General features: G+C 37.2%; 22 protein-coding genes and 2 tRNA genes. 4 read left to right on the plus strand and 20 right to left on the minus strand.

The window, feature by feature from the left end; all coding sequences use genetic code 11:
* Window positions 1-14: 14 nt before the first annotated feature.
* The 3 genes from H3R33_RS08055 to H3R33_RS08065 form a co-directional block, all read right to left on the minus strand.
* Window positions 15-926, minus strand: a complete 912-nt coding sequence (locus tag H3R33_RS08055) for an NrtR DNA-binding winged helix domain-containing protein (RefSeq protein WP_122123065.1) — start codon at window positions 924-926, stop codon at window positions 15-17.
* 80 nt (window positions 927-1,006) lie between these two features.
* Window positions 1,007-2,737 carry a ShlB/FhaC/HecB family hemolysin secretion/activation protein gene (locus tag H3R33_RS08060; RefSeq protein ID WP_198185482.1) on the minus strand — a complete coding sequence of 577 codons (1,731 nt, stop codon included), beginning with the start codon at window positions 2,735-2,737 and terminating at the stop codon, window positions 1,007-1,009.
* Window positions 2,738-3,070: 333 nt separating this feature from the next.
* A complete protein-coding gene (locus tag H3R33_RS08065) occupies window positions 3,071-3,340 on the minus strand; it encodes a hypothetical protein (protein ID WP_110439398.1) in 270 nt (89 codons plus the stop codon).
* A 164-nt stretch (window positions 3,341-3,504) separates the two neighbouring features.
* Between H3R33_RS08065 and H3R33_RS08070 the strand changes: the two genes are divergently transcribed.
* On the plus strand, window positions 3,505-4,254 hold the full coding sequence (locus tag H3R33_RS08070; protein WP_122123063.1) for a helix-turn-helix transcriptional regulator: 750 nt from the start codon (window positions 3,505-3,507) through the stop codon (window positions 4,252-4,254).
* A gap of 78 nt (window positions 4,255-4,332) precedes the next feature.
* On the opposite strand, the gene H3R33_RS08075 is transcribed toward H3R33_RS08070, so the two are convergent.
* The 11 genes from H3R33_RS08075 to H3R33_RS08115 all read right to left on the minus strand — a co-directional run bounded on the left by H3R33_RS08075 (window position 4,333) and on the right by H3R33_RS08115 (window position 14,064).
* A complete protein-coding gene (locus H3R33_RS08075; RefSeq protein ID WP_198185483.1) occupies window positions 4,333-4,776 on the minus strand; it encodes a YdcF family protein in 444 nt (147 codons plus the stop codon).
* 442 nt (window positions 4,777-5,218) lie between these two features.
* Complete coding sequence (locus H3R33_RS09165) at window positions 5,219-5,341, minus strand: hypothetical protein (protein WP_255412383.1); 123 nt, start codon at window positions 5,339-5,341, stop codon at window positions 5,219-5,221.
* 218 nt (window positions 5,342-5,559) lie between these two features.
* Window positions 5,560-6,624, minus strand: a complete 1,065-nt coding sequence (holA, locus tag H3R33_RS08080; protein ID WP_198185414.1) for a DNA polymerase III subunit delta — start codon at window positions 6,622-6,624, stop codon at window positions 5,560-5,562.
* Between the two features lie 34 nt (window positions 6,625-6,658).
* Window positions 6,659-7,375: a hypothetical protein gene (locus tag H3R33_RS08085; RefSeq protein ID WP_155566358.1), complete on the minus strand. Its 717-nt coding sequence runs from the start codon at window positions 7,373-7,375 to the stop codon at window positions 6,659-6,661.
* On the minus strand, window positions 7,375-9,987 hold the full coding sequence (gene leuS, locus H3R33_RS08090; protein ID WP_198185413.1) for a leucine--tRNA ligase: 2,613 nt from the start codon (window positions 9,985-9,987) through the stop codon (window positions 7,375-7,377). Before leuS ends, H3R33_RS08085 begins: the two co-directional genes overlap by 1 nt.
* 24 nt (window positions 9,988-10,011) lie before the next feature.
* The gene (locus H3R33_RS08095) at window positions 10,012-10,506 is read right to left on the minus strand and encodes a DUF3576 domain-containing protein (RefSeq protein ID WP_198185412.1); all 495 of its coding nucleotides are present in this window, start codon (window positions 10,504-10,506) and stop codon (window positions 10,012-10,014) included.
* 153 nt (window positions 10,507-10,659) lie between these two features.
* A complete protein-coding gene (locus H3R33_RS08100) occupies window positions 10,660-11,904 on the minus strand; it encodes a LarC family nickel insertion protein (RefSeq protein WP_198185411.1) in 1,245 nt (414 codons plus the stop codon).
* A gap of 156 nt (window positions 11,905-12,060) precedes the next feature.
* Window positions 12,061-12,816 carry an aspartyl/asparaginyl beta-hydroxylase domain-containing protein gene (locus H3R33_RS08105; RefSeq protein ID WP_155566355.1) on the minus strand — a complete coding sequence of 252 codons (756 nt, stop codon included), beginning with the start codon at window positions 12,814-12,816 and terminating at the stop codon, window positions 12,061-12,063.
* Between the two features lie 254 nt (window positions 12,817-13,070).
* A tRNA-Glu gene (locus H3R33_RS08110) sits at window positions 13,071-13,146 on the minus strand.
* Between the two features lie 188 nt (window positions 13,147-13,334).
* Window positions 13,335-13,469 (minus strand): hypothetical protein, encoded by a 135-nt coding sequence (locus tag H3R33_RS09170; RefSeq protein ID WP_255412382.1) that lies wholly within the window; start codon window positions 13,467-13,469, stop codon window positions 13,335-13,337.
* 223 nt (window positions 13,470-13,692) lie between these two features.
* On the minus strand, window positions 13,693-14,064 hold the full coding sequence (locus H3R33_RS08115) for a hypothetical protein (RefSeq protein WP_155566354.1): 372 nt from the start codon (window positions 14,062-14,064) through the stop codon (window positions 13,693-13,695).
* A 21-nt stretch (window positions 14,065-14,085) separates the two neighbouring features.
* On the opposite strand from H3R33_RS08115, the gene H3R33_RS08120 reads away from it, so the two are divergent.
* Window positions 14,086-15,075, plus strand: coding sequence for an RluA family pseudouridine synthase (locus H3R33_RS08120; RefSeq protein ID WP_198185410.1), 990 nt, complete (start codon window positions 14,086-14,088; stop codon window positions 15,073-15,075).
* Window positions 15,076-15,448: 373 nt separating this feature from the next.
* Window positions 15,449-16,357, plus strand: coding sequence for an RNA polymerase sigma factor RpoH (rpoH, locus tag H3R33_RS08125; protein WP_122122994.1), 909 nt, complete (start codon window positions 15,449-15,451; stop codon window positions 16,355-16,357).
* Between the two features lie 35 nt (window positions 16,358-16,392).
* On the opposite strand, the gene H3R33_RS08130 is transcribed toward rpoH, so the two are convergent.
* The 6 genes from H3R33_RS08130 to H3R33_RS08155 all read right to left on the minus strand — a co-directional run bounded on the left by H3R33_RS08130 (window position 16,393) and on the right by H3R33_RS08155 (window position 21,812).
* A complete protein-coding gene (locus H3R33_RS08130) occupies window positions 16,393-16,701 on the minus strand; it encodes an AzlD family protein (protein WP_110439386.1) in 309 nt (102 codons plus the stop codon).
* Window positions 16,694-17,488 (minus strand): AzlC family ABC transporter permease, encoded by a 795-nt coding sequence (locus tag H3R33_RS08135; protein WP_155564977.1) that lies wholly within the window; start codon window positions 17,486-17,488, stop codon window positions 16,694-16,696. The genes H3R33_RS08130 and H3R33_RS08135 overlap by 8 nt, the downstream gene beginning before the upstream one ends.
* A 472-nt stretch (window positions 17,489-17,960) precedes the next feature.
* Window positions 17,961-19,250: an adenylosuccinate synthase gene (locus H3R33_RS08140; protein ID WP_155566350.1), complete on the minus strand. Its 1,290-nt coding sequence runs from the start codon at window positions 19,248-19,250 to the stop codon at window positions 17,961-17,963.
* A 73-nt stretch (window positions 19,251-19,323) separates the two neighbouring features.
* Entirely contained in the window at window positions 19,324-20,469 is a 1,146-nt protein-coding gene (locus tag H3R33_RS08145; protein ID WP_155580038.1) for an ATP phosphoribosyltransferase regulatory subunit, read from the minus strand.
* Between the two features lie 42 nt (window positions 20,470-20,511).
* Window positions 20,512-21,684: a phosphoserine transaminase gene (locus H3R33_RS08150; RefSeq protein ID WP_198185409.1), complete on the minus strand. Its 1,173-nt coding sequence runs from the start codon at window positions 21,682-21,684 to the stop codon at window positions 20,512-20,514.
* Window positions 21,685-21,728: 44 nt separating this feature from the next.
* Window positions 21,729-21,812 (minus strand) — tRNA-Leu (locus H3R33_RS08155).
* A 481-nt stretch (window positions 21,813-22,293) separates the two neighbouring features.
* Between H3R33_RS08155 and H3R33_RS08160 the strand changes: the two genes are divergently transcribed.
* Complete coding sequence (locus H3R33_RS08160) at window positions 22,294-26,343, plus strand: Hint domain-containing protein (protein ID WP_198185408.1); 4,050 nt, start codon at window positions 22,294-22,296, stop codon at window positions 26,341-26,343.
* The last annotated feature ends 58 nt before the right edge of the window (window positions 26,344-26,401 follow it).

The following is a 26,401-nucleotide window of genomic DNA, read 5'->3' on the forward strand; positions in this document are numbered from 1 at the left end:
AAATACAAAGAATGTCAATTCCTTACCAATGGCAATTTTGATCCGGACATTGCTCTGGCATCAACAATTGACTTTTGGTACCTAAAAAGTTTTGCAGGTCTGCCACGATACTGGTCAGTAATATGACCAGTCTCCTCAATCAAATTCTGTTGTTCAATCATTCGCCTAAAATTAGACTTGTGCAAAGAACGCCCTATGATACGTTCAATGGTTTTTTGCAATTGCAACAAAGTGAATTCTGTCGGCATTAGTTCAAATACCAGGGCCTTGTATTTTATTTGTGCCCTTAACCGCGCAATTGCTGTAGCTAAAATCCGTCGATGATCAGCAAACATACCCTGACCAGCAAAATCTTTCCTTTCTAGATATCTATTCCCTGCTTCCGGAACCATGCCTGCCTCATATAACAATTCATAGCGCTGTAAAATAAGATCTTCATTCCAGACATATCCATTGAGACCAAATAAAAATTCAATACGACGTTTTGTTTGTTCCGTATCTTCCGTTTTCCGGCTCTGCCATTCATATAAAGCCCCGATTATTGTTTCTCGTATATTTTTTACAGCTGGTTTTAATTCATTTTCCCATGGAAAATATTCATACCAACCATGCCATTCCGTTTCGTTTAGACTGAAATCTTGATGACGCACAAGTCCAAGATAGCTAATCGAAATGGTTCGAACTTGAGGTTGATTATATATGCGGTCTTGATCGGCAAAAGTATAAAGTTGTTCCAAAAAACCGACGGGATAACGTGTTTGTTGATGAATCCAAGCGCGCAATCCAGCTTGTAAACTTTGATGTCCCGGCTCAAAAGAACCAGATGGAAGCGTTGATCCCTTATGAATTGTCATAACATAAGGCATATAATCTATAATTGATACCAACACAGCAATCAATTCGGTCTGGGTCAAGGCTGCAGACATATATTTCCTTTATCCATTTATCTTGTTAAATTCATCTTTAACAATGATATTTTAAAGAAAATTCTTAATCTATAAAAAATTTAAAGGCTTATACCAAACGCAAAACCAGCAATCCATCCTTCTGGGGCAAGAATAGAAGGGGTAAAGGCATGCGTCACCGATGCATCCCACATAAAAATTCCATCTTTTTTTCTTAGCCCTATTCCTCCACTCCCGATATTACCGACTTTTGGCTTGTCAACATGATAAGGGGTAGCATAGACGGCTCGTGTCATTCCTGCATCCAAAGAACCGTAAAGCTCTGACTTATCCAGAAAAAAATCGCAAAAAGCCTGATAATCTCCACAATGCATATCATCCGTTGGTAAAGTCCAAGAAAGATCGTTCCGAATATAAACACCGGCATTACCAGCCAAATTCTGACGTATAAATCCCCTTACTGTATATGGTCCCCCAATCTGCATCTGCTCGTTATCATATTGACTTTTGTCGCTATATTCACCATGCACAAAAGTGTGCCAAGTCAGCGATTTTGTTATAGGCTGATCTCCCTGTATATCCAGGATAAATTTAACAAATCGCGTATGTGGTGCATATTTTCCTGAATTATTTATCCAGGTCTTGGTCATTAATCCATTTAATCCAATTTTAGTTCCCAAGTTAATATACCATACCCGATCCCACAATTTGGTATATTCACTTAAAGTTATATTTAGCATCGACAAACGTGCGCTTTTATAATTTTCACGAATATGATTTCTATAATTAATGAAAGATTTCGTTTGATAGGAAATAATTAAAGAAGTTACACCAATTAAATCCCTGGTTAAAACCCTGGAAATTCCGACATGAAAATCCTTCTGTGTTACATCTTCACGATGCAGCGCGATTTTTGGTCCATCATGATACATATCATCTGAACGCCACCATCCACACCATAATAACCACGGACCCATTGGAACGGAACCCTCCATGGAAAAAAACGAATTATGTCCCAACCTCTGTCGATTATTCAACGAATGATCATATTCAAATGACCACATATCTAATACACCAAAAAGATCAGTAACAATAAAATTCGATCGACCTATCGTTCTGGCTGAAATGCTTTGCCCATTGTTATCAGTACTCACCTTGCCATGAATTAAACCCGCTTTTGGAGTTTTCACCTCAACAATAGAAGTATTATCCTGATGACCTTTATTGATTTTTAATGAGGTTTTCCAATTAGGTAAACGATTCATGTTATCCAGTCCCTGTTTCAAATCATTCAGATCCAAAACATTACCAGCAATCCATGGAAAAGCCGTCATTTCATGAAATCGTTCAGGAGTTCCTGTAAAATTGAAATTTTCAATCCTGCCTTCAATAATAACAATACGCAAATGACCAGAAGATAAATCTTGTTGTGGCAGGTATGCCCTTGTCGTCAAAAAATTAGTTTTAAGATAAGCCTGATTTAAAATATTTAGGATTGTATTTATATCCGAAACAGTTAAACAACGATGATTCCATTTTTTAATGATATGGTCTATTTTTTCTTTTGAAAGACTGTACGGATTTTCAATATCAATATTATTGATTTTTACACAACCCTTGATCTGAGGCTTGAATTTCTCGCCCTGATTAACAGAAATATCGTTGGATAAAGGCAATTCCATATCCATTAATTCCTGCCTTTGACGATATCCTTGATATTGCAATGAATTATAATACTGGTTATTACCAAAACCGTAAGCCTTGTTATGTAAACATAAAAAGCTTAAGCAATAGATCAATATAGCGTTAAAAACTAACGATCGTCTATTCATTAAAATATTCACTCAATAATTTCAGGCATTAAATTATTATTTAACAAAAGTAAATAAACTAATTGAGGTAATAATTATAAGAGTAAAATACATAAATAATAAATTATATTCAATATAATTATTATCAATAATAAAAAATAAATTAAAATATAAATTATTTGTTTATTATAATTAATAATTCTTTAATAAAAAGAATAGATTACTATATTAAAATAATAGTATATATAAATTTTCAATAAACCTTTTATATATACTATTTCAACCAACGAATGGTATAAGATTTTGATATAAAACAGCTATACATACAAATAATGTTTATTTGAATATTATAATTTATTCACCAATCGTTGAGGCGCAATAAACCTGTGTCTTAGGACGATTATTTGTATAAGCATCAGCCTCATAAATAGCCTGATTATTACAAAAAGATATATTTTTAAAATGAATATATAATGGTGAGGATCCTAACATTAATTCAATCCATAGCTCTTTTTGCAATTCGTTAATATCCTCATCAATATACGGAACAATTGCCAAACGGTTATTTTTTTGGAAAGGGTCAAAATCAATACATACTTTTTTTAAAAATAATTTTTCAGTCATTTTATATCCTTTTATAATTATATTTCTTTTAAATTATTAACATATTTATAATTATCATTATTACAAAACATTAAATAGTAAATATAGTAATTAATACAAATAAAATTGTTTTTTACAATAAAAAAAGTAGAGATTTTTAGAGAAAAATAAATAAATTGATCTTTATGATCAATTATAATGAAAAACGGTACAAAAATATTATAGGTAAAAATGTAGAACGGTATCGTTTGAAAAACAGCTATACACAAGAAAACCTAGCTGATATTGTAGGATGTAAACAGCAAACAATTAACAGTATTGAAAAAGGCAGAATTAAACGCAGCAAATATCTGCCATATATCGCCAGCGCATTGGGCGTAAATATAGCTGACCTGGATCCTGATCTTAACAAAGATCAAAATAAAAGAGCCTTTGAATTGACCCATTCCAACAATCACAAGGAAAATATCAATAGCGATATAAATACGGTAAATATTCATGATGTCATAAATGAACATAAATCGACATCAAATTATTTGAAAAAAATAAACAGTGACATTCCTATATTCGCCACCATCAAGGAACTTGACAATTATTTCTTAATTACAAATACACCTGTAGAATATATTCCACGACCCCATCTGGTTAACCTTGAAAAAGATGCATTTGGAATTATAATCGGCAATCATGCTATGTATCCCCTATTCCGTGTTGGCGATGTAATTGTTGTTCATCCACGGAAAACAGTAAAAGAACATGATGTCTGCATTTTTATTGGCTATGAAAATGGATTAATGATTTACACTATTGGAGAGTTAATTCACGAGGATGCGTTATCATGGACGGTAAGACAATACAAGCTCTATTGTAATTTTTCTCTTCCGAAAACGGTTTGGAAGAAATGTAATGCAATTATTATAAAAATTTTCAGATGATCATTATTGCATTACCCGCAATTTTCAAAAATTATTTTAATTTTAACCAGTAAAACAAATAGGCTACTATCTCTCTATTCAAAGAAAAATATCCCGCCATGAATTATAACGCGGAGCAGATTGACCTTTCAATGGCATGCCAGCCTGTTTAAAAGCCAGTTGTATTCTGGGTAGATGATAATACTGAGATATTGCAATAACTGACTTAAAATGTTGCTTGGTGCATAATTCAACCACACTTCTGACAGTTGCTCTTGTATTAACCCCTTTTTCATCAAGAATAACCGCTTCACGGGGTATATTCTGGGTAAGTAAGTAATCTGCCATAACCTTAGCCTCATTATATCCTTCTTTTCCCAATCCCCCGCTAACAAAAATTAAAGAGGCCACATGTTTACGATATACAAACACCGTCTCATCTAAACGTGCTTTCAATCCAGCACTTGGCGTACCATCCTCATGAATTTTGGTACCAAAAACCACAAGTAAATCAGCATTGTCAATCTTTTTGAGACTATCCAAAAAAACGATAGCTATTATTATAGTTATGTAAAAAAATAAGATTATTAAAAACGTTCTGTAATTTAGCAGCATAATATAAATTTATTGATTTTAAACTATTACATTATACGTTAATTCCATTTAAATATTAAGAAAATCTTTTTTGATCCAGATAAGAACAGATTCCCTTAAAAATATAATAACCAGCTGTCATTAGGCAATAAAATAATTATTATCACCAAACTAATCTTGCCAATTTTATTTAACCAAAAAATATTCAAGGATATAAATTCCCATTCTATCCAACTGAACGGTTCTGAATCGGTTAAGATAATTTGTACCCACTTTTGCACCCACTTTCTATCGCATAATCTGTCATGAACTGGCAAGAATATGATAGATAAATATGGATTTTTTTAGGAAAAACAAGGGATTTGTCAGGAATTGGCAACATCTGGCATATTCAAATGGTGTCCGCGGCGGGATTCGAACCCACGGCCCCAGGATTCATCTCACCACGATTTTCATCGCCATTGATTGTAAAATTTACAATCAATGTTTGTAAGCTGGACTGTCTCTTTACCATAGAAATATTTCCGTAGGTACCACCCGTACAGTCTCTACACCTTTCTGTTAAATTCAAAACAGACTTGGCTCGGGATTGGCATGATCGTTCTTGATCGAAGCGTTCCCCGAATTAGAGTGGATTCATCTTACTGTTTCCAAATAAGATGCCCAATATTTAGGAATCCTGTGCTCTATCCTGCTGAGCTACGCAGACACTATGCCTCTTTTACCCTGTCTTTATAAATTTGAAAAGAGTTCCTTTAAATTCATTACCATTTTTTTATCCTTAACCATCTGGGCAATCATCAACATAAACTGTCGACATAATGTTTCACCCGGCACAGCAGTTTGCTTGTTTAAAAGTTCCAGATACTGAACTTGTCTGGCAAGATCCAATAATCGTTCTTTATTCCAATAGGTCATTGCCCTTTGAAAATCATTGGCACGCTTGAAAAAAATTGGTGGATTTAATTTTCCCATTGCAGATTTCAGGGACAATCCATCTTCTTCCATCATAATTCTAACCTGCATCATACGATCATTTAAATATAAAAGTCCACGAATAAGCGCAATCAAGGTAATCCCTTCCTTAAGTCCCCGATTTAACGTACGATCTGCAACAATTGTTTGCCCCGTCATAACCGCATATAAAATATCCTCTACAGAATATTCATTACTATCCCCCAAGACCTGTTCAACAGCTTCAATTGTAATTTCTGCCTCATCTCCAACAAAAAGTAATAGCTTTTCTATCTCATTACGAATAAGAATTCGATCTCCACCTAACATTGCCAATAAATATCGGAATGCATCCGGGGAAATCTTCTTTTTCCCCAATAGTGAATGAACAGTTTCTTCCAATGAGCGTCCAGTCTCTGCATAACACGCAATTGCCGCCATTAATGGATGTTTTTCAGCCAAGATCCGCAAGGGAGAACGAGTGGAAAGACTGCCCGCTTCAATAACAATCACTGAATCCAAATGAGATAAATTTTCTTTGTTCAAATAAGAAGCGCAAAAAATTTCAAGTTTTTTAGCTAAATTATCCGATGCATCTCTTACCCATACAGCACGTTGCCCACCCATCAAAGATAAGGCTGTCGCCTCTTCAACCAAACGGTCATGATTTTCCTTATCCAAAACAGCGACAAGAAAAGGATCGTTCAAACTATTGGCAATTTTTTTTACCAAGCGGCTGGCACGTTCTCGTACCAATCCTGTATTTTCTCCATAAATCAGATATACACGAAATTGATTGATATCTTGAAAAATACTTGTAATTTTTCGTGCATCGATTTTCATGAAATATTGATACCCTTATTTCATCTTTTATCCATTACTTATCTGAAGGCATTTCATCTTCTGTCATGTTATCCATTCCAACAGGAATCATGGTATTTCGACCGGTAGCCATTGCTGGCATTCCATCACTTCCCGCTGATTGAGTCTGTGCTCCGCTTGTTCCAGGCATCATGCTTGGTAACATATACTGCGCCTTGGGTGTATTTGGAACTTTACTTGTTTCTTGAAAAGAATCATTATGCCTGAACCAGACAGCAACTTGTTGTGTAACTTCATTCGCCAAATTCTGAGCAACACGAGTTTGCGCGGTTTCGTCATTCAACGTCTGAGCAAAATATTGTTCAAAGGTAATATTATAACCATCCATTGTCTGCGCATCACCCTGTGCCAAAATGACTGGATTAACAGATATGGTTTTCAATATCCAATGCGCATTCCCGGTCATTCTTGCCCGACCCGAAGAATTGTCATAATGAATATCAATCGCTTCTTCACTTAAAGACGGGGTTACATCCAACTCATATGTTTTTGGATCTTCAGGCCCATCCCCTGCCATATTCTGTTGTAAAAATTGCCGAATTTGCTGACCAAAACGATCATTCAAAACAGGAATATAAACTTTTTTCAATTCCTTATTGGTATCCAATGTAGCCGTTTTTTTATAGACAGGATGAAAACCACATCCTGCCAATAAAATTGCAAACCCCAAGGGAACACTGGATTTTTTAAGGAATATAGTTAATGATTTCATCAGTTTACCACAAAATTAACGATTTTATTAGGCACATAAATTGTCTTTAAAACCGTTTTTCCTTCCAAAAATTTAGAAACTGTTTTCTCCCGCTGTGCCAATTGGATTATCTTTTCTTTTTCCATATCCGGAGCAACCTCAATCGTTCCCCGTAACTTGCCCTTTATTTGCACAGCAATAACCACTTTTGTCGCGGTTAACAAAGCTTCATCCGCTTTAGGCCATTCACTTTCAGCCAACAATTTGTGATCCTCAAAAAGATGAGACATCATTTCTTCCGCCATATGCGGAATTAACGGACTGGAAAGTCGACTTAACATCATGGCAGCTTCACGACGGGCAAAATCCATTCCCGGATCACCCGATTTTTTTTCTGCATCAGCCAGAGCATTGGTTAATTCGCGCAATCTTGCAATCGCAACATTCATTGCAAAATTATCCAATGATTCTGTTACCGCAACAATGGTGCGGTGGGTCAAGCGTCGCAATTGATCCGCATTTTCCGAAAATGTATCAGGTAAAACAACCAGCACTGGAACCTGTTGTGATACCGTTAAAACCAAACGGTATAAACGTTGCAGGTAACGGGAAGTGGCCATTACCCCTTCCTCTGTCCATTCCATGTCCCTTTCGGGAGGATTATCTGACAATATGAACCAACGTGCCGTATCAGCACCAAAACGTTCAATAATTGCAGATGGTGGAATCGTGTTTTTTTTGGACTTTGACATTTTTTCAACACGACCAATCTTAACAGTTTCGCCGGTATCACGTAAAACAGCTTTATTCCCTGTTTTTTTTACTTGGTCAGGAAAAATCCACTCGCCTTGTACATCTTGATAACTTTCATGCATCACCATACCCTGAGTAAATAAAGCTTTAAAAGGCTCATCAACACTCACATACCCCATTTGTTTCATGGCTCGTGTAAAGAAACGCGCATATAGCAAATGTAATATCGCATGCTCAATTCCGCCAATATACTGATCTACCGGCATCCAACGATGAACAGCCTCCTTTTCTGTCGGGGTTTCGGCATAAGGCGCTGTAAATCGTGCAAAATACCAGGAACTATCTACAAATGTATCGCATGTATCGGTTTCTCTCTGGGCAGCTCCATGACAATGGGGACATTCAACATGTTTCCAGCTTGGATGATTATCCAACGGATTTCCGGATAAAGAGAAATCAACATCCTCTGGTAACTGAACCGGCAACTGGCCTTCAGGAACAGGGACTATTCCGCATTTTGGACAATGAATAACAGGTATTGGACAACCCCAATAACGCTGACGGGAAATTCCCCAATCCCTTAAACGCCAGTTCACCACTTTTTCACCAATGCCCAATTTTTCCAATTCCGCTATTGCCACATCCTTGGCTTTGACTGTTGGCAATCCATCCAAGAAGCCAGAATTTACAGCAATTCCCTGATCTGTATATGCAGTCTCGGTAACTTTAAAGGTTTCAGAGGTTTCTCCTTTAGGAACAACAACTGTCTTGAAATCAATTTTATATTTACGTGCAAAATCCAAATCCCGCTGATCACCACAGGGACAGGCAAATATTGCACCCGTTCCATAGTCCATCAATACGAAATTGGCAATCCAGATTGGAAATTCCTTATCAGGCATAAAAGGGTGCCGAATTTTCAAGCCAGTATCGACCCCTCTTTTTTCAGCTTTCTCAATCGCCTCTTCTGAAGTGCCCAACTGATGACATTCGGCTATGAAATCAGCCACTTCGCGATTTGTCTTTGCCAATTTAGCCGCCATCGGGTGATCAGGTGAAATAGCAACGAATGCCATACCAAACAGGGTATCCGGACGGGTTGTAAATATTTCCAAAACGTTCAAACTAGATTCAAAATCTGCTGGCAAATTCAGAACCTCAAAACGCACTTTTGCCCCTTCGGATCTTCCCAGCCACCGCTCTTGCATCGCTTTCACACGATCAGGCCAGTCATTTAGTGTATTCAATCCATCTAATAAAGGCTGGGCAAAATCCGTAATTTTCAAAAACCACTGGAAAAGCTGTTTTTTTACAATTGGAGCTCCAGAACGCCATCCCTTGCCATCAATTACCTGTTCGTTAGCCAACACAGTTTGATCAACAGGATCCCAATTCACCCAACTTTCGCGACGCTCAACCAAGCCTTCTTCCAGCAGGCTTAAAAACAATTTTTGTTGCTGACCATAATATTCGGGCTGACACGTAGCAAATTCTCTGTCCCAGTTTAGTGAGAAGCCCAATCTTTTGAGTTCTTCCCGCATGGCGGCAATATTTTCCATAGTCCATTTAACAGGAGAAACACCATGACTTTTGGCAGCATTTTCAGCTGGAAGACCAAAAGCATCCCATCCCATAGGATGTAATACGCTATAGCCCCTTGCCCGCTTGTATCGAGCGACAACATCCCCCAATGTATAATTTCTTACATGCCCCATATGCAACTGTCCGGATGGATATGGAAACATTTCCAAGACATAATATTTTGGCAATTCAGAATTAGGTACATTGGGTACATCAAACAAATGACGTTTTGCCCATTGCTGTTGCCAATAAAATTCTACACGTTGAAAATCATACGATGATGGAGTGGAATTATTCATGTTAGTCTATCAAATATATTAAATTTACTTAAGTTTATCAGCACGCAACTGACGTGCGCGCACCTGAATTTTACTGGTAAGATCTGAAGCTGTATGAGAGGTTACAGGCGCATCGACCCACTGTCCGTTTTCCTTTATCTGACGATGAACAACAACACTGATCGAATCCGATCTCAACCGTCGGTCAAGTACAGTGCAAACAACTTGAAATCTTTCAGAATTGGATGGAACAGGCTGATACCAATCCGTTATAATGCTTCCCCCCACAGCATCAGCTGAAAGCATGGGCATAAAAGCCAACGTATCCAATGCCGCACGCCATAAATAAGCGTTAACACCACCTGCCAGACTATCATCCCCACCTGTGGCTGAACGATCCACACCAACAAGATGGTTTTCGGGCAAAATCAGATCCCGTTCTTTTTTATGACTGGAACAAGCTACAAGCCCCAGACTTAAAGCACTGACCATTACCAAAGAACGGGAAAAAGAGAATGAAGCAATTAAATTCTTCGTCATGTAGCCTCTCCAATGATTATTAAGGCAGCTTGTGAATTTATTCCTATTCGCATTTTGCCTTTTGTACATCAATAAAACGGAAATATTACAATAATAATAGGTTTTCTTATACAGATTTTTATACGTTTTTTAAATCTTTATTCATAATTTCAATCAACTTTTCCCGGAAAAAAACAACCGTTTAACCGTTTCCTCAATTTCAACTGTTGATAAATCATGTGCTTTGGCAATAGAGCGGCATGTTGTTTTATCAGGAACAACCGAAACAATTTGATTATTTAACAGTTGTCCCACAATAACTTTTATTTTTCCCCATGGGGTATTAACGTTTTCATCATAATGAATCAAATTTTCATATTTCTCAATACGCCAATGCACATATGCCGTTTTTAATCTTTGAAATAAGAAACGACGCATCTCATCGGCATGTTCCGGGAGACAGAAAATAACAACCTTATCGGTCATTTGATTAAAGACTGAATAAATTGGCACAGTATAGACAAATTTTGCCCCATTCGCATAAAGATGGGTTTGTAATTCAATTAATGCATCTTGCGATGATTTGGCAAATTCTGCCTCTACAATAACAATTTCCCCAATAACTGATTGTGTATTTTTTCCTTTTGTTGTGGTTCCCACACATAGTCTTAAAAAATTTGGAAGATTATCATATTCCATTCTTCCCCCTCCATACCCTATACGAGAAATCAAGATTGGAGGGCAAGGCTGATAACTAGCCTTTAACGCTTTCAACAATGCGGCACAAGTTGGGGTTAACAATTCCTTTTGTGGCCCCAAGGCATAAATAAGAACCTCATTTCCCAAAAGCTCAAGCGTTACAGGGGTTGGAATAGGTAAAAATCCCTTGGAATCTTTTTTGATTCCCGATCCTACATTCAAGGGGGAAACATACCATTGATCTATCTTCAGCCAGACACATGCAACGCAACAAACTGTTACTCCAACAATCGTGTTCAGCGCTTTAATCTCATGAAAACTGATTTCTTCGATTGGCAGACCTGAGATTTTGGCTTGTGCTTCAGCCAAATTCTGAAAAGTTTCCAAAATAAGCTTTTTCGCTTTTACAGGTAGGGACGCATTGGAAATCAAGGCCTGAATTGTTCCCAGCAACTGTTTATTATTGACTTTTTCATCTTGAAAAGAACGCAAGAAATCATGAGAAAAATTCAAGCCATTTTCTGAAGTATCAAAACTAATATAGGCTTTGATCGTTGCAATATTGCTTCGCTTGACATGCATTAATTCTAGACGTGCGCCTATATCAAGGGCATCAACTGCATCTTGTAAAATTTGTTCAGGAACACCGGCACTTGCCAAAGCCCCTATAAATCGGCTGCTACTCATACCAGCAAAACAGTCTAAAAAACCGATTCTCACAAATCTACACTTTCTCCAGAATATTTACAGTAATAATTTATAACCTAATTAAAAATTATAACAATTCACTTATTATTCAATAATCCTTTCTGCAACCCCATTTCATTGATTAAATCATTTGAACATTAATAAAAAAACAAATGCCTCAATCAATAACTAATGTAATATTTGTTGTTTATTGATTTTCATAAAATTATCATAGGCTTCTTTTACAAAAGCAGAACGCCGGATCGCCATCATAAACAGATCTTGAACAACCTTACCAAATCCTCTTTCCGGCCTTAGAACCTGAAATAATAAAACAACCCGAGTTTGATTTGTATCATTTTCAACACTATGTCTATAGGTATCATCGAAAAGAATGCATTTATCCTGGATCCAGTATAAACGTTGCGTATCAACATCAATCCAGCAATTTTTTTGATCTATCGGCACAGCGACCCCAAGATGACACGTAAGCAAACCTTTGGTCACACCATAATGCGGGGGGATAACGGCACCCGGTTCAAGAATAGAAAAAAACGCTGAATTTAAATTCGGAATCTTATCTATCAAAGCTGCTGTTTTAGGCATTAACTTACAGTTTTCAATCACCCGTAACCCGTAACCCTGCAAAAAAAAGGATTTCCAACGTTTATCCGCGGCAATTCTAGCATGGTCAGGAGATATATCTCGCAGTGAGGGGGCGTTAACAGATTCATTTTGATACTTCTGAACAAGCTGTTCCCATTCTTTACGAATTATATCTGCATTAGCTTCGATTACAGATATCCACGGTAGAACCGAAATATCATATACAGGTTGATCCGGAATTTCTGAATAACGGGAAAGCACTTTATTAAAATAAGGACGAAGTTTTTTCCCCATTTTGATTATAAAAGGTCTTTTAGGCTTTATAATTTTTTTTTGCATAATTTTACCAAAATATTATATGGATCTATTACAAAAATTATTTTCAGTAATCTAATATTTTTCCATTTCACAATATGAAAAAACTGTTTTTATATTATAATGCGAAAAAAGATTTTATTTAAACAAAACAGATAATTTCGTATTAAAAATATTTTCAATTATTTTTGAAGCAAATCTTCTAGTACTTTTTTTAATATCTATATAATCTTACAACAATAATTATTTTAACATATTGCCAGATTGATATTCTCTTTTGGTGTCCCGTACGGGATTTGAACCCGTGTTGCTGCCGTGAGAGGGCAGTGTCCTAGGCCTCTAGACGAACGGGACCAGAAACCTTCTATATTTTTCTTTTATCTACGTCATCCTGCCCTAAAAAGCAACTAAAACTCACCAAAAAATCCAAATTAATCACAAAAAAATAACGACTGTTAAATAGTCCATTTTCAAAGACCTACAATCGTTATTTGAGTTTAGCATATAAAAATCAAAATAAATTGGATTAATTATCTAGTTATCTATTTTTTACCTTGATTTTTTTTCTTTGATAATTCAGAACCTGCTTCGGATTTATCACATTTACTAGCTTTAGGATCCCTTAGCGTTTCGGCAGCTTTGTGAGCTTCTTTTTTTGATACTTCATGTTTACTCATAACAATTCTCCTTTAAATGATTGTTATAATTCAATTATATACTATTTTTCTCAATTGTCATTAAAATATCAAAATATTATATTTTTTATAAAGTAAAACAAAGTATAAAAATCCATACATATATTATTTCTTGTTTTTTTATTTGATAATTGAAATAACTATTCATATTATAAATCCGAATATATGCAAGGTGTTTCATAAAAATTCTTTTTCAATTAACAAACTATTTATCATCAATCTCCGAATCGATAATTTTAACTTCCGCCACCTTTTTTTGTTGATCAATGTCCCAGAAAATCAAACGATCAGGCCCTCCACCTCTCAATGTTATCAATACCATCCTGTCAGACTGACGTGTGACATTTTCTATCCGTGTCCCTTTAGGTTCTTGCAACACACTGATTGGACGTGTAATTTTTAGTGAATTTTCATAAATCATGACAGAATCGTTTTTTTTATGAGCTATACGACTGATAATTGCGAAAACCAGTATCGTTGTGGCTATTATTATCAGAATTCCCAAAAATACAACTAAAGCTAACAATCCTTTATTTTTTCGTGATAAAGAATCTTTGTTTTCAAGGGATATATTCATTGACATTAAGGTACTTTCTGTATGAATGGTTCAAACACGATCGACTCAACTTTGCTTGTAACTTCAGTTCAAGAAAAATACAATAATTTAAGACTTGATCGATTTTTAAGCAAAACCTATCAAAATTATTCACGATCAAGAATTAAAGCACTCATTGAACAAGGACATTGTAAACGCAATCATGTCCCTATTAAAAATCCATCAACTCCCATTAAAACAAATGATAAAATTGAATTGCAAATCCCTGAAGTAAAAGAGTATTCATTAATACCTCAGGACATTCCCCTAGAAATTCTATTTGAAGACAATCATATTATCGTAATCAATAAACCGGCTGGATTGGTTGTACATCCAGCCCCGGGAAATGAAAATGGTACCTTGGTCAATGCTCTTTTGGCGCATTGTGGAGACAGCCTGTCAGGAATAGGAGGAGAAAAACGTCCCGGAATCATTCATCGACTGGACAAAGACACTTCTGGAGTAATGGTTGTCGCAAAATCTGAACAAGCCTTAAGCAAACTATCCGCTGATTTTGCAGATCGAACCATAAACCGGTTATATCATGCCATCTGTTGGGGAATACCAAACCCCAGTCCAGGGTCTGTTGAGGGAAATATCGGTCGTGATCCCTATGATCGTAAAAAAATGACAATTGTCAAAAAAGGTGGGAAATATGCCAAAACAAATTATAAAATTCAAAAAATAATAAATCCAGCTGTAAGCTTTATTCAGTGTAAACTTGATACAGGACGCACTCATCAGATTCGTGTGCATTTATCGAAACTAGGTCACCCCTTAATAGGTGATCCCGTATATCTTAAGCGGATTCCCGCCATTGCAAAAATCTTACCCATAAATCAAAGAAATGAACTTCTTGATTTTCCCAGACAAGCCCTGCATGCGACACTTTTAGGATTTAATCATCCCATAAGCAATAAATATCATGAGTTTGAAACATCATTGCCCCTGGATATGGAACGTTTAATAAAGAAAATAACTACGGAAAAATAAAGATATAATAAATCCTTATTTTTCGATTCGAAATAAACACTCTTGCAAAGAAAAAAATAACTTGTTAAAAATTTATTAATAAATTATTAATTATAAAAATTAAAATTTTGTAAAATACATGTTTCAAACTCTATAAATATTAACCAATTCAGTTTTTATTACATATAATCGAATTTATCGATGAAAATATACTTTATTTTTATGTTATTTTTTTTGACAGGACTAAATTAGTCTGATATAACAATGTTCGTAAACAAAACAAACTTCATAAAATATAAATGTGGGTCAACTGCATTAATTAAAAATACAATAAAGATCAACAAGACATGTGTTCTGTTTTACGCAGACCATAACATCATAAAGGTACAAATCAATGGTTCCTTCAATGTTAGATATCACGCCAGAAAACAACATTACACAATATATCCAGAATATCCGCAAATTTCCCCTCTTAACAGCTGAAGAGGAATTCACCTATGCGAAACAGTGGAAAGAGGAGGGAAATATACAGGCTGCACATAAATTGATCAACGCACATTTAAGATTAGTCGTTAAAATAGCCACAACATACAAACGCTATGCCTTGCCCCTGAATGAATTGATAAGTGAGGGAAATATAGGTATGCTTCAAGCCATCCAACGTTTTAATCCAGACCGTGGGTTCCGGTTTACAACCTATGCAATTTGGTGGATTAAAGCGGCCATTCAGGAATATATTCTTCACAACTGGTCTTTGGTTAAAATAGGGACAACCGCTGCTCAAAAAAAGCTTTTTTTCAATTTACGTCGCGTTAAAAGCCAGATTAAGGCCTTTAGTGACACTGACCTAACCCCGGAACAATTGGAAACAATCTCGGAGAAACTTGGGGTAACTACATCCGAGATTCAAAGCATGAATCAACGGTTAAGCGCTCAAGATCACAGCCTAAATACCCCTATGGGAAACGACAGTGATTATAACGAATGGCAGAATATGCTGGTTGATGACGCCATTAACCAGGAAGAGAGCTATGCCGAACGTGAAGAACTATCCCAACGTCATAATATTCTACAAAAAGCGATGGAAGGCTTAAAACCCAGAGAACGTGAAATATTAACGGAGCGTAGGTTAAAAGATAAACCTGCAACTTTGGAAGAACTTTCAAAAGTCTATAAAATTTCCAGAGAACGTATCCGTCAGATTGAAACCCGTGCTTTTGAAAAATTGCAAGAAATTATTCAAAAAGCACATGGTTCAGATATTGGATTTAAAAACTCGATAAACCAGGTAGCTATTGCCTAAAAATATAAAACACAACAAGCTGGATTATGGCGTATTTAACCTAGAAGATATCGTAATAATCCAGCTGATCCTATCGCGATAATCAGTGTAACCAAAAAAGAGCATCGAATAGCCGCCGTTACCGTAAAGATTAATGCAATCATATCTGCCATCCGTCCTGTAACAAAATAAGGTGCGATCAAGGAAATCATTACGCATCCAGGAACAATCTCCAATATGTTCTTTAATCGGGGATGATCATATTTACTAAAAACAAGGTATCCACCAATTCGTGTCAGATATGTTACCATCCCCATGAATATAATCGTCAGAAAAGCGTGTTCATTAATATAGGTACTAAACATTTTTTGATGCCTGCAGCATGTGATTGGGAACCAAAAAGACAAATATTATTCCGGTTAAAGTACCCGCAATAATATACCATTCCCCAGGCACAAACATATACACTATACAGGCAGTTATAAGGCTACTTGCCCAGATAATGCCTTTTCGCCATCCCAGCCACATACCACGAAGTAAAACAATGAATATGGCTGCAAACGCCATATCAAATCCATAATGCAAAAGATTACCAAATAAAGGCCCCAATAAAATTCCTATCACGGCACTTGTAACCCAGACAAGATACAAAGAAACTCCTACAGTCATATAAAATATATAGCTAAAAGATGGACTAATGACTTTTTTTAACCTGTGATAACAGTCCTGCAATGACAATGCCCAACATTCATCACATAAAAAGAAAAAAGATGGTAAAATCCTTTTTAATGAAAAATGCTTGCAAAACTGTATCATGGTGGCGCCCATTAAAATATGACGGCAATTCACCAGTAAGGTCATCGCAACAATCAATAATAATGGCGGTGTTTTTTGCCATAAATTAATCGCGACAAATTCAGATCCGCCAGCAAAATTTAAACTGCACATTAACCAGAGCTCAAGCGTTGACAATCCATGTATCTTTGCCTGCGCCCCCAATAACAAACCGAAAGGAATGACACTTAACATTAAAGGAAAAGCTGTCTTTAAAGCTCTCAGAATTTCCCTGCGTATATTTGATCCTACGCGTTTTTCTTTATTGGAATCAGATGTTAACCCGTTATTTTTTTTATTGAATATTTGGATAACCATGTGCATCACATTGAATTGGTCAAAATAATATTTGATAATTATCTATTAAGCTGTTAATAAAACAGTTTTTTTAAAAATTTTTCTTTTGGAATATATTAAATCTACAACAAATTTCAAAAGACAAAAAAATTTAAAACATACTGTTATTAATTTTACGATCAGATAAATTTGTTTCAAATGATTCTTAGTTACAATCTATCTTTTCGATCATTATATTTAAGCAATAAAATAAAATTATCTATAATATATCCTTAAATCATTTCTTGAACATATATTAAAAGGTGGTTTTTGTTTCTTTTTCATATAAATATTAATTTTCAAATCTTTTTTTGAATAAAATTCATTAAAATTTTCTTAATAAAAATCTTTTATTCACAAATAAATATTTATAGAACGAATTAAGAAACGTAAAATGAGAATTATAAAAGACCCCTTGTCATGGGTCACTAAAAGACAATAAATTATCTTAAAATTAGTTTGGCAAAAAATTCTCGGATAATATTGTATCTTCACGTTCAGGACTGGTTGAAATGACAGCAACCTTAACCCCTGTCAATGCTTCAATACGTTCAATATAATTTCTTGCTGCTGCCGGCAATTCTTCCTTTGACCGAATACCAGAGGTCTTTTCATTCCATCCTGACATCGTTTCATAAATGGGTTTCAATCTTTTTTGCGCTTCCAAAGTATATGGAAAACGCTCTATATTCTGACCGTCCAATTGATACCCGACACAAATTTTGACCTCTTTTAAGCCGTCCAGAACATCTAGTTTCATCAAGGCCAAACCATCCAATCCACCAACTTGAACTGCACGACGTACCAGTACAGCATCGAACCATCCACAGCGTCTTGGCCGTCCTGTTACCGTACCGAACTCGTAACCTTTTTCACCTAAATATTTTCCAGTTTCATCAAATAGCTCGGTTGGAAATGGCCCTGCACCAACTCTTGTCGTATAGGCCTTGGCAATTCCAAGTATGTATCCGCCTGTCCGTGAACCTGTACCGCTACCAATCCCCGTTTGAGCAGGCACAGTATTTGAACTGGTTACAAAAGGATAGGTTCCATGATCTACATCCAACATTATGGCCTGTGCCCCTTCAAATAGCACAAATTTATTATCCTTAATATAACTTGCCATTAATTCTGAAACGGGTGCCATAAAAGGTAAAACCTTTACAGCAATAGTATTGAGATAGGATAGAATTTCATCTTTTGAAAATGTTTTTTCACCCAATGATACCAATAAGGCATTATGATGGGCCAATAACTCATCCAAACGCCAATCTAGCGTTTCCGGTTCTGTCAAATCACACAAGCGAATGGCACGACGCGCCACCTTATCTTCATAAGCGGGTCCGATACCTCGACCGGTTGTTCCAATTTTATGTTCTCCACGTGCTTTTTCACGAGCCTGATCCAAGGCCACATGAGAAGGCAAAATCAAAGGGCAATTCTCGGCTACTTTTAAAATATCTGGAGTAATTTCGATATTCTGATCTTTAAACCTGGCAATCTCATTTAACAGGGCCTGTGGATCAACAACAACCCCATTGCCAATAATACTAATTTTTTGCCTGACTACACCGGAAGGCAATAATGATAATTTATAACTTTTTCCATCAATAACCAAGGTATGTCCAGCGTTATGTCCGCCCTGAAATCTTACTACAACATCTGCCTGACTGGCCAGCCAATCAACAATCTTTCCTTTTCCCTCATCTCCCCATTGGGAACCGACAATGGTAACACTGGACATATAGACTTCCTTATCTAAACAACCTTATTTATAAAATTACACAAATATTAAATGATTAAAGCGCTTACACCAATTACAAAGGAAACAACTTTCCTTTTTTGTATATATATTGACAATTTAAATGATGAGCCTCTTCTTCAGGATCGCCTTCAACCGCACAACTCATTAATGTAACATATCCCTCTTCATGCAGTTTGCTCAACTCCTCAATTCTATGACAACCATAGGGAACAAAAACTCTTGATTTGCTCAAAGGTCTTTCCGCTCTTTGCAACAAAATATCTGGACGAAGGGTTAAACCACAAGCAGGTTCCTGATTATTGGAAAGATATCTTCCACCCCGACCAACTTCACCACTAATACCATCAGCATAAACGGAAATACATAATCCTGTATGATAATCCCAGCCTCTAAATTCAACAGGATCAATAGTTAATTCAATATCCGGATCTTGATTTCGTACCGCTTTTACAGAAGCCAACAACCGTTCAAACAACCGTTGGGCCTCTGCTGGGAAATCTAATTTTCGCAATGCGCCAATAGCCTGATCCGCAGGTCCTGCCGCCTGCAACATAGCTGTCAAAATATCCGAATAATCCCCACCATAATATTTTACGGCAGCAACATCTTTACGATCCAATGCACGCATTAACGCACCCAATTGTGCAGAGGTAAAATTTTCCGGGCTAATAATTGCCTGTACCAGCTGCGGCATCATTAAATCAAAACTGAAGGCCTGAATCCCAAGCGCCTGCAATGCCTGTGCAGTCACAAGAATCACCTCGGCATCAGCCTGTGCATTATCGATGCCAATTAATTCAATGCCAGTCTGTAAAATTTGACGGGCTGCTGAATGTCTTGCCCCTTTAACCCAAATACAGAGACCAGCATACGACAACCGCAAAGGACGTGGTGAATTGATCAATCGTGTCGCAGCAATTCTGGCAATCTGAGGTGTAATGTCTGCGCGCAAGCCCATCATATAACGTGTTTCTGGATCCATTATCCGAAAAGTTTGCTCTGCAATTCCTTTGCCCGCATGCGCAAGAAGACTCTGTTCGAATTCCAATAAAGGTGGATTGACCCGATCATAACCGTAATTAGCAAAAATATTCATCATTTTTTGCAAACCATGCGCTTCTGTCTCAGCATCAGAGGGCAAGACATCGCAAAAACCAACGGGGAGCAATGCGTTACTTATTTCCAGATCATCAATCATATGTATAGTTGCTTTTTACCTTTAATCATCTTCCCGTATGATTCAGCCATCCGCCTTTACCATCGCAAACGCCCAATCAAGCCAAGGTAACAGGGCCTCCATAGATGCAGCAGTCACCGTTGCCCCACCCCATAACCTCAATCCCAGAGGAGCATCACGATAACTGGCAATATCATAAGCGACCTGTTCCTCAGCCAAAAGACCAGTCAGTTTCGATAAAACCGTTTTCTGACTTTTATTATCCAACGCGACAAACCAAGGGTCCACAATTTTTAAACAAATAGAGGTATGTGAGCGATACTTCTCATCTTTTGCAAGAAATTCAATCCATGCCGTTTTAGCAACCCATTGGCTGACAATCCTCAGATTATTTTCACTAAGACGTTTCAATCCTGCCAATCCCCCGACAGATTGAGCCCATCTCAAACCATCCAGCGCGTCTTCAACGCAAAGCATTGACGGGGTATTGATCGTATCTCCCTCAAAAATTTTTTCGTTCAATTTTCCCTGTTTCAATACACGGAAGATTTTAGGCAAGGGTCTTAACTGTTCCGTTTCCTCAAGACGTTTCACTGCACGTGGTGATAGAGCAAGCATTCCATGCGCGGCTTCCCCACCCAAAACCTTTTGCCAGGACCATGTTACCACATCAAGTTTCGACCATGGTAGATCCATCGAAAAAACAGCCGAGGTCGCATCACAAATAACCAATCCATCATGATGGTCAGGAATGAAATCTCCATTGGGAATTTTAACACCCGAAGTCGTTCCATTCCACACCATTACAACATCATTACCCCACTGAATTTCATCCAGATTTGGCAATTCACCATACTCTGCATAAATAATATTAATATTGGACAGTTTTAACTGTTCAACAACATCGGTAACCCATTCCGCAGAAAAACTGTCATAAGAAAGCACATCAACAGGACGAGACCCTAGCAAAGCCCACAAAACCATTTCAACAGCCCCGGTATCTGAAGCGGGTACAATACCCAATTTCCATCCTTCAGGAACATCAAGTATTTCAGCAGAGCGGTGAATGACATCATGTAATCTGGCCCGTCCTTCCATGGAACGATGTGACCGCCCTACCAGAGCATTTTGCAAAACATTGATATTCCATCCGGGACGTTTTGCGCAAGGACCAGATGAAAAACATGGATTTTCAGGTTTTTTTTGGGGTTTGGGAGATATGGACAATCTTGACATAAGCGTTAATAACCATTCATTGCACGTTAACAGATAACGTGAATTGGTGCGAAAGGGGGGATTTGAACCCCCACGCCTTGCGGCGGTCGATTTTGAGTCGACTACGTCTACCGTTCCGTCACTCTCGCTTGCTTATTTTCTCTTAGCAGATAACACCACCAAAAGACAATCTTGTTTTTAAAAAAAATTAAAAAAATTGCAAGTGTTTTTCAAAGATTTTTTCATTTAAAATACATAATATTCACATTATAATTAAATTTTATACAAAAAATTATGAAACTGGTTACTTATATATCATTTATTTAACTTATATTCATTTAAATTTTTTTAGAGTTTTTTTAATAAAAAAATTAATTCCAATAAAAAACAAACCTTGCAAAACTTTTAAAGTAACCAAAAATATTCACTGCTTTAGCAAAATTTAAAAAATTATAAAAATCAATAGTTCATTAAATGATATTAAATAAATTTAATGGTTATTACTTTAAATATCATTTTTTATATGTAAAAATTACTTATTAATAAATAACATGTTTGTATATTATGTTGTATTATACTAATAATAATATTTCAGGAACGAAAAAATAAAGTAAAAATAAGAGATTACTTATGGTTAAACATGTAAAAGACGACAAACGCAAAGATTTAACAGATGAAAATGAATTTAAAACAAATCATTTTGTAAACTATATTTATTATCCTGTTAATTTGGCAAATAAAAATAACGTCACCGAAGATCAAATAAGCACTTTTGATTCGATAGGATATTCCATACACAATAACAATCCCATCCTGAATACCGGTGATTGGTACGCCGTTAACTATAATGGAAAAACTATATATAGTAAGGGCGGATATAATCAGGGCGGTACAAATTCATACTTTAGCCTGTATACGGCTGATCACACAACCACTGATCCAAACTATGCCTATTCTGGCCCTGTAAACATTATCAACAGCAATTTGCATATCGAGAATGGCGCAGTAGTATCAGGACTCAATTACTTTTCCACTGACGGGAATCAATATACGCTTACCGTTGATCAAAATGGTAAATTGCAAGATTCCAATATTTTCAATCAAAATGTCAACATCAACAATGGTTTTTCCAGTAATAACAATTACTATAGCTGCCCCACCACAATGGCCGGCAACACTCGGTCAGACAACGATTCATTTACCAATGCCTATATCCTATCAGTGGGTAGCTGGACTTTAACGGGTATAGCCTCCCAACAGACCCCCTCATCAGGAAATTTTTTCTTTAGTAAGGGTGGAACAACAACAATCAATATAAAAGACTCTACCATAGTCACCAATCCCACTGTCACCGCCGATACGCAGGTTCCAGCCGACACGAGAAGTACGCAGATCAATGTTGATCAAGGAGCAAGATTCGGAAAACAGGATTTTTATTCCGCAAACAACATTGATGAATATTTGAACAACATAATAATCAAAAATAATTATAAATCCATTATCGGTGACGGAAGTTTCAGTGATTATAACGTTGTATATGTCACCAACGAGACATTTACAGACGCCAATGGAGTGACACAAACAGCAACAACATACCGGGATTCAAAAAATAATGTACTCTATCGGGGAAACGGTCCTGTCAATATCTATAATGTCTCAAGAATAATTGTCAGAAAAGGCGCGGTACTGGATCATGCGCAAATTTTTGGCGGAGCAATTCCCAGTATCCTGGTTGAAAACGGAGGCATTCTTCAAAATTCCAACATTTTCGATAGCTACATCGGGATTCAGAATGGGGGTCAATCACTCAATAACACCTATTACTCACCCGAATTCTGGTACAGCAGAAATAATGTCACCAGCCGCATGGAAGGGATCTCCAAAAATGATAAATTCTATGAATCTGCACACTCTTACCAGAATCTTTTAGACATTAGTGATAATGCCAATGTCTATTTCGATCAAAATGGTTTTACCGTAAACGATCCCACTAAAAATCCATCCCAAAGCCAACGCTTTTCGGTTGTCAATGGATTTATGCAACTGCATATCGGTTATGGAGGGCAATTCATTGATCCAAGTATATCAAGCTACAATAGTTATTATCTGGATTATTTTGGCGGGGGGGAAAATAATGATCCAAACAGTTCGCCAAACTATAATTATCCGGGTGTGGATCCTGACCTATCTGCTGATACCAGTAAAAATCCATTGAAATTCGATAACAATGTCGATTTTGCAAATTATACCGTCCGTAACAATAACCCGATCCTGGATGGAACCATTCCATGGCATGCCGTTAAACTTGACAATGGTAAAACGGTCTATCAACGGGGAACCGGCACAAATGGCCCCTATTTCAGTTTACACGACAAGGATCACCTAACCAATGATCCCAATAAAGCCTATTCAGGTCCTGTTAATATCATAAATTCCGATTTTTACATTGAAAATGGGGCTGTTGTCTCTGGATTGAATTTCCTTGCCAGTGACAATTCAAGAACATTATACAATAATGGTGGAACACTGCAAGATTCCAATATTTTCAATCAAAACGTAATTTTTACTGGCAATAGTCATTCCAACAACAACACTTTTATTTCCTGCCCCGTCAACATAAGTGGAACTACCGTATCCGATGGGGATTCTTTCGTCAATTTTTCCTCTAAAACAGGATATTATGATTTAAAGGGAATCAGTTATACAAATAGAAGCTATCTTGATACCAAACATGACAACACCTTTCTATCCAGTGATAATGGATCTGCTGATGTAAACGTAAATGACAGAAGTATTGTCAGAAATCCCCATATACCGAATGTTCCATTGAACAACTCAAGTAATACCATGACTATAAATGTGGTAAATACAGCACAATTTGAAACAAAGGGGGTGCCTACTGGTCCAGAACTTGATAAATACCTCGCCAGTACCGTTATTCAAAATGACAGCCTGAACATTATTGGCCCAAATAACGGTAGCAGTAACAATTGTGTCTATGTATACACAGAAAACGTTCTGGACCAAAATGGAAAACCTGTTTTGGATTCATCAGGTGTACCCCAAACAGTAAATGTCTATCGGGATAGTGCCGGACATGAAATCTACCGTGGTAATAAAAAAATTAATTTTTACAATGTATACAAGGTTATTGTCACCAAAGGTGCAGTTCTTGACGGCGCGCAAATTTTGGGAAACAATATCCCGAGACTCCTTGTCCAAAATGGCGGCACCATAAAAAATTCAAAATTTTATGATGGTTATGTAGGGATTGAACAAGGTGGAAAGTCAATAAACAATACTTATTATTCACCGGAATTCTGGTATTCCGAATGGGACAATCTGGGCGACCATCGAATGGAGGGCACTTCACAGGACGACAAATTCTTTGAGAGTTCTGGAACCGTAACAGGTCTCGTAAATATCGCAAATAATGAATGTCGATATATTGATGGCAATAATAATGTTGTTTATAATGACAAAAGCTATAACCCTCCAAACAATACACAATTTACCGTAGCCAGTGGTACAACCCAAATCCATGTCGCGGGTAACGGAAAACTAATTAATCCGACGATATCAAGTAATAGCAAATATATTTTGGATTACAGGGATAATGCTCAGGAAGAACCCTGTTACCTTTGTGGGACGATGATAGAGACAAGAGACGGATTGAAGGCCATAGAAGAGATCCGTGCCGGAGACATGGTTTACGCATATGAAGGCTCCACGAGGGTTCTCAAACCCGTGACCTGGGCCGGGTCGGGTCACCACAGTGTCCGCAGGAACAGGCCCGATGATGTGGCGGGTTATGCAATCCATATCGTCAAAGACGCCCTGGCTGACAACATCCCATACAAGGATATGCGCATCACGCCGGAACATTGTCTCTATATTGATGAAAAGTTCATCCCCGCCCGCATGCTGGTCAATCATCACTCCATCCGTTACGATTATTCAAAAACCGAATATACCTATTATCATCTCGAGCTGGAGAAACATGGCGTTATCAAGGCGGATGGCGTATTGTCCGAAAGCTACCTCAATACGGACAACCATAAAAATTTCCACAATCCTGAAAAGGTGGTTCAGTTAAGACAGGAGACAAAAGACTGGGCACAGGATGCCGCAGCCCCTCTGGAAACAAGTCGTGAGGCCGTTGAACCTGTCCATGCCCATTTGAAACAGAGGGCATTGCATCTGGGCATGAAGAACATGGTTGCGCCAGAAACAATCACCCACTCCACAAATCTTCATATCATTACTGACAGAGGCGAGGTTATCCATCCACAATGGCCGGTAACGGGAAATGGAAATTATGTCTTTGTTCTCCCCAGTCCCGTTCATCATGTCCATATCGTTTCAAATAGCAGTCGCCCGTGCGATGCCATCGGTCCCTTCGTTGATGACAGGCGCAATCTCGGCGTCCTGATCGAAACCATCACCCTGTTTGACAACAGGGAGAACCACTATGTCAAAGCCCACCTGGAAACCAGGAAAATTGAAGGGTGGCATAATCAGGAAAACATACCCTGCCGCTGGACGGACGGCTATGCTCTCCTGCCCCTGGACCAGCATGTTCTGCAAAAGGGCCGGAAGATCCTTACCGTAAAGGTCATCGCCGCTGGACCGTATATCTCACAAAACCAGTTGGATCATAAAAATCAGCTGAGAAACTGAACAGCATGTTTCAGATTATTACAGAATCAGGTTATCTAATACGTTTCAATACTGTATT

This window comes from Commensalibacter sp. B14384M2, from assembly GCF_016101865.1.
Classification (GTDB): Bacteria; Pseudomonadota; Alphaproteobacteria; order Acetobacterales; family Acetobacteraceae; genus Commensalibacter; species Commensalibacter melissae.

Excerpts from the sequence above, each read along its gene's own strand:
- H3R33_RS08055 (WP_122123065.1), bottom strand. The coding sequence starts at position 926 with ATGTCTGCAGCCTTGACCCAGACCGAATTGATTGCTGTGTTGGTATCA.
- H3R33_RS08060 (WP_198185482.1), bottom strand. The coding sequence starts at position 2,737 with ATGAATAGACGATCGTTAGTTTTTAACGCTATATTGATCTATTGCTTA.
- H3R33_RS08065 (WP_110439398.1), bottom strand. The coding sequence starts at position 3,340 with ATGACTGAAAAATTATTTTTAAAAAAAGTATGTATTGATTTTGACCCT.
- H3R33_RS08070 (WP_122123063.1), top strand. The coding sequence starts at position 3,505 with ATGATCAATTATAATGAAAAACGGTACAAAAATATTATAGGTAAAAAT.
- H3R33_RS09165 (WP_255412383.1), bottom strand. The coding sequence starts at position 5,341 with ATGGTAAAGAGACAGTCCAGCTTACAAACATTGATTGTAAATTTTACA.
- holA (WP_198185414.1), bottom strand. The coding sequence starts at position 6,624 with ATGAAAATCGATGCACGAAAAATTACAAGTATTTTTCAAGATATCAAT.
- H3R33_RS08085 (WP_155566358.1), bottom strand. The coding sequence starts at position 7,375 with ATGAAATCATTAACTATATTCCTTAAAAAATCCAGTGTTCCCTTGGGG.
- leuS (WP_198185413.1), bottom strand. The coding sequence starts at position 9,987 with ATGAATAATTCCACTCCATCATCGTATGATTTTCAACGTGTAGAATTT.
- H3R33_RS08095 (WP_198185412.1), bottom strand. The coding sequence starts at position 10,506 with ATGACGAAGAATTTAATTGCTTCATTCTCTTTTTCCCGTTCTTTGGTA.
- H3R33_RS08105 (WP_155566355.1), bottom strand. The coding sequence starts at position 12,816 with ATGCAAAAAAAAATTATAAAGCCTAAAAGACCTTTTATAATCAAAATG.
- H3R33_RS09170 (WP_255412382.1), bottom strand. The coding sequence starts at position 13,469 with ATGAGTAAACATGAAGTATCAAAAAAAGAAGCTCACAAAGCTGCCGAA.
- H3R33_RS08115 (WP_155566354.1), bottom strand. The coding sequence starts at position 14,064 with ATGAATATATCCCTTGAAAACAAAGATTCTTTATCACGAAAAAATAAA.
- H3R33_RS08120 (WP_198185410.1), top strand. The coding sequence starts at position 14,086 with ATGAATGGTTCAAACACGATCGACTCAACTTTGCTTGTAACTTCAGTT.
- rpoH (WP_122122994.1), top strand. The coding sequence starts at position 15,449 with ATGGTTCCTTCAATGTTAGATATCACGCCAGAAAACAACATTACACAA.
- H3R33_RS08130 (WP_110439386.1), bottom strand. The coding sequence starts at position 16,701 with ATGTTTAGTACCTATATTAATGAACACGCTTTTCTGACGATTATATTC.
- H3R33_RS08135 (WP_155564977.1), bottom strand. The coding sequence starts at position 17,488 with ATGGTTATCCAAATATTCAATAAAAAAAATAACGGGTTAACATCTGAT.
- H3R33_RS08140 (WP_155566350.1), bottom strand. The coding sequence starts at position 19,250 with ATGTCCAGTGTTACCATTGTCGGTTCCCAATGGGGAGATGAGGGAAAA.
- H3R33_RS08145 (WP_155580038.1), bottom strand. The coding sequence starts at position 20,469 with ATGATTGATGATCTGGAAATAAGTAACGCATTGCTCCCCGTTGGTTTT.
- H3R33_RS08150 (WP_198185409.1), bottom strand. The coding sequence starts at position 21,684 with ATGTCAAGATTGTCCATATCTCCCAAACCCCAAAAAAAACCTGAAAAT.
- H3R33_RS08160 (WP_198185408.1), top strand. The coding sequence starts at position 22,294 with ATGGTTAAACATGTAAAAGACGACAAACGCAAAGATTTAACAGATGAA.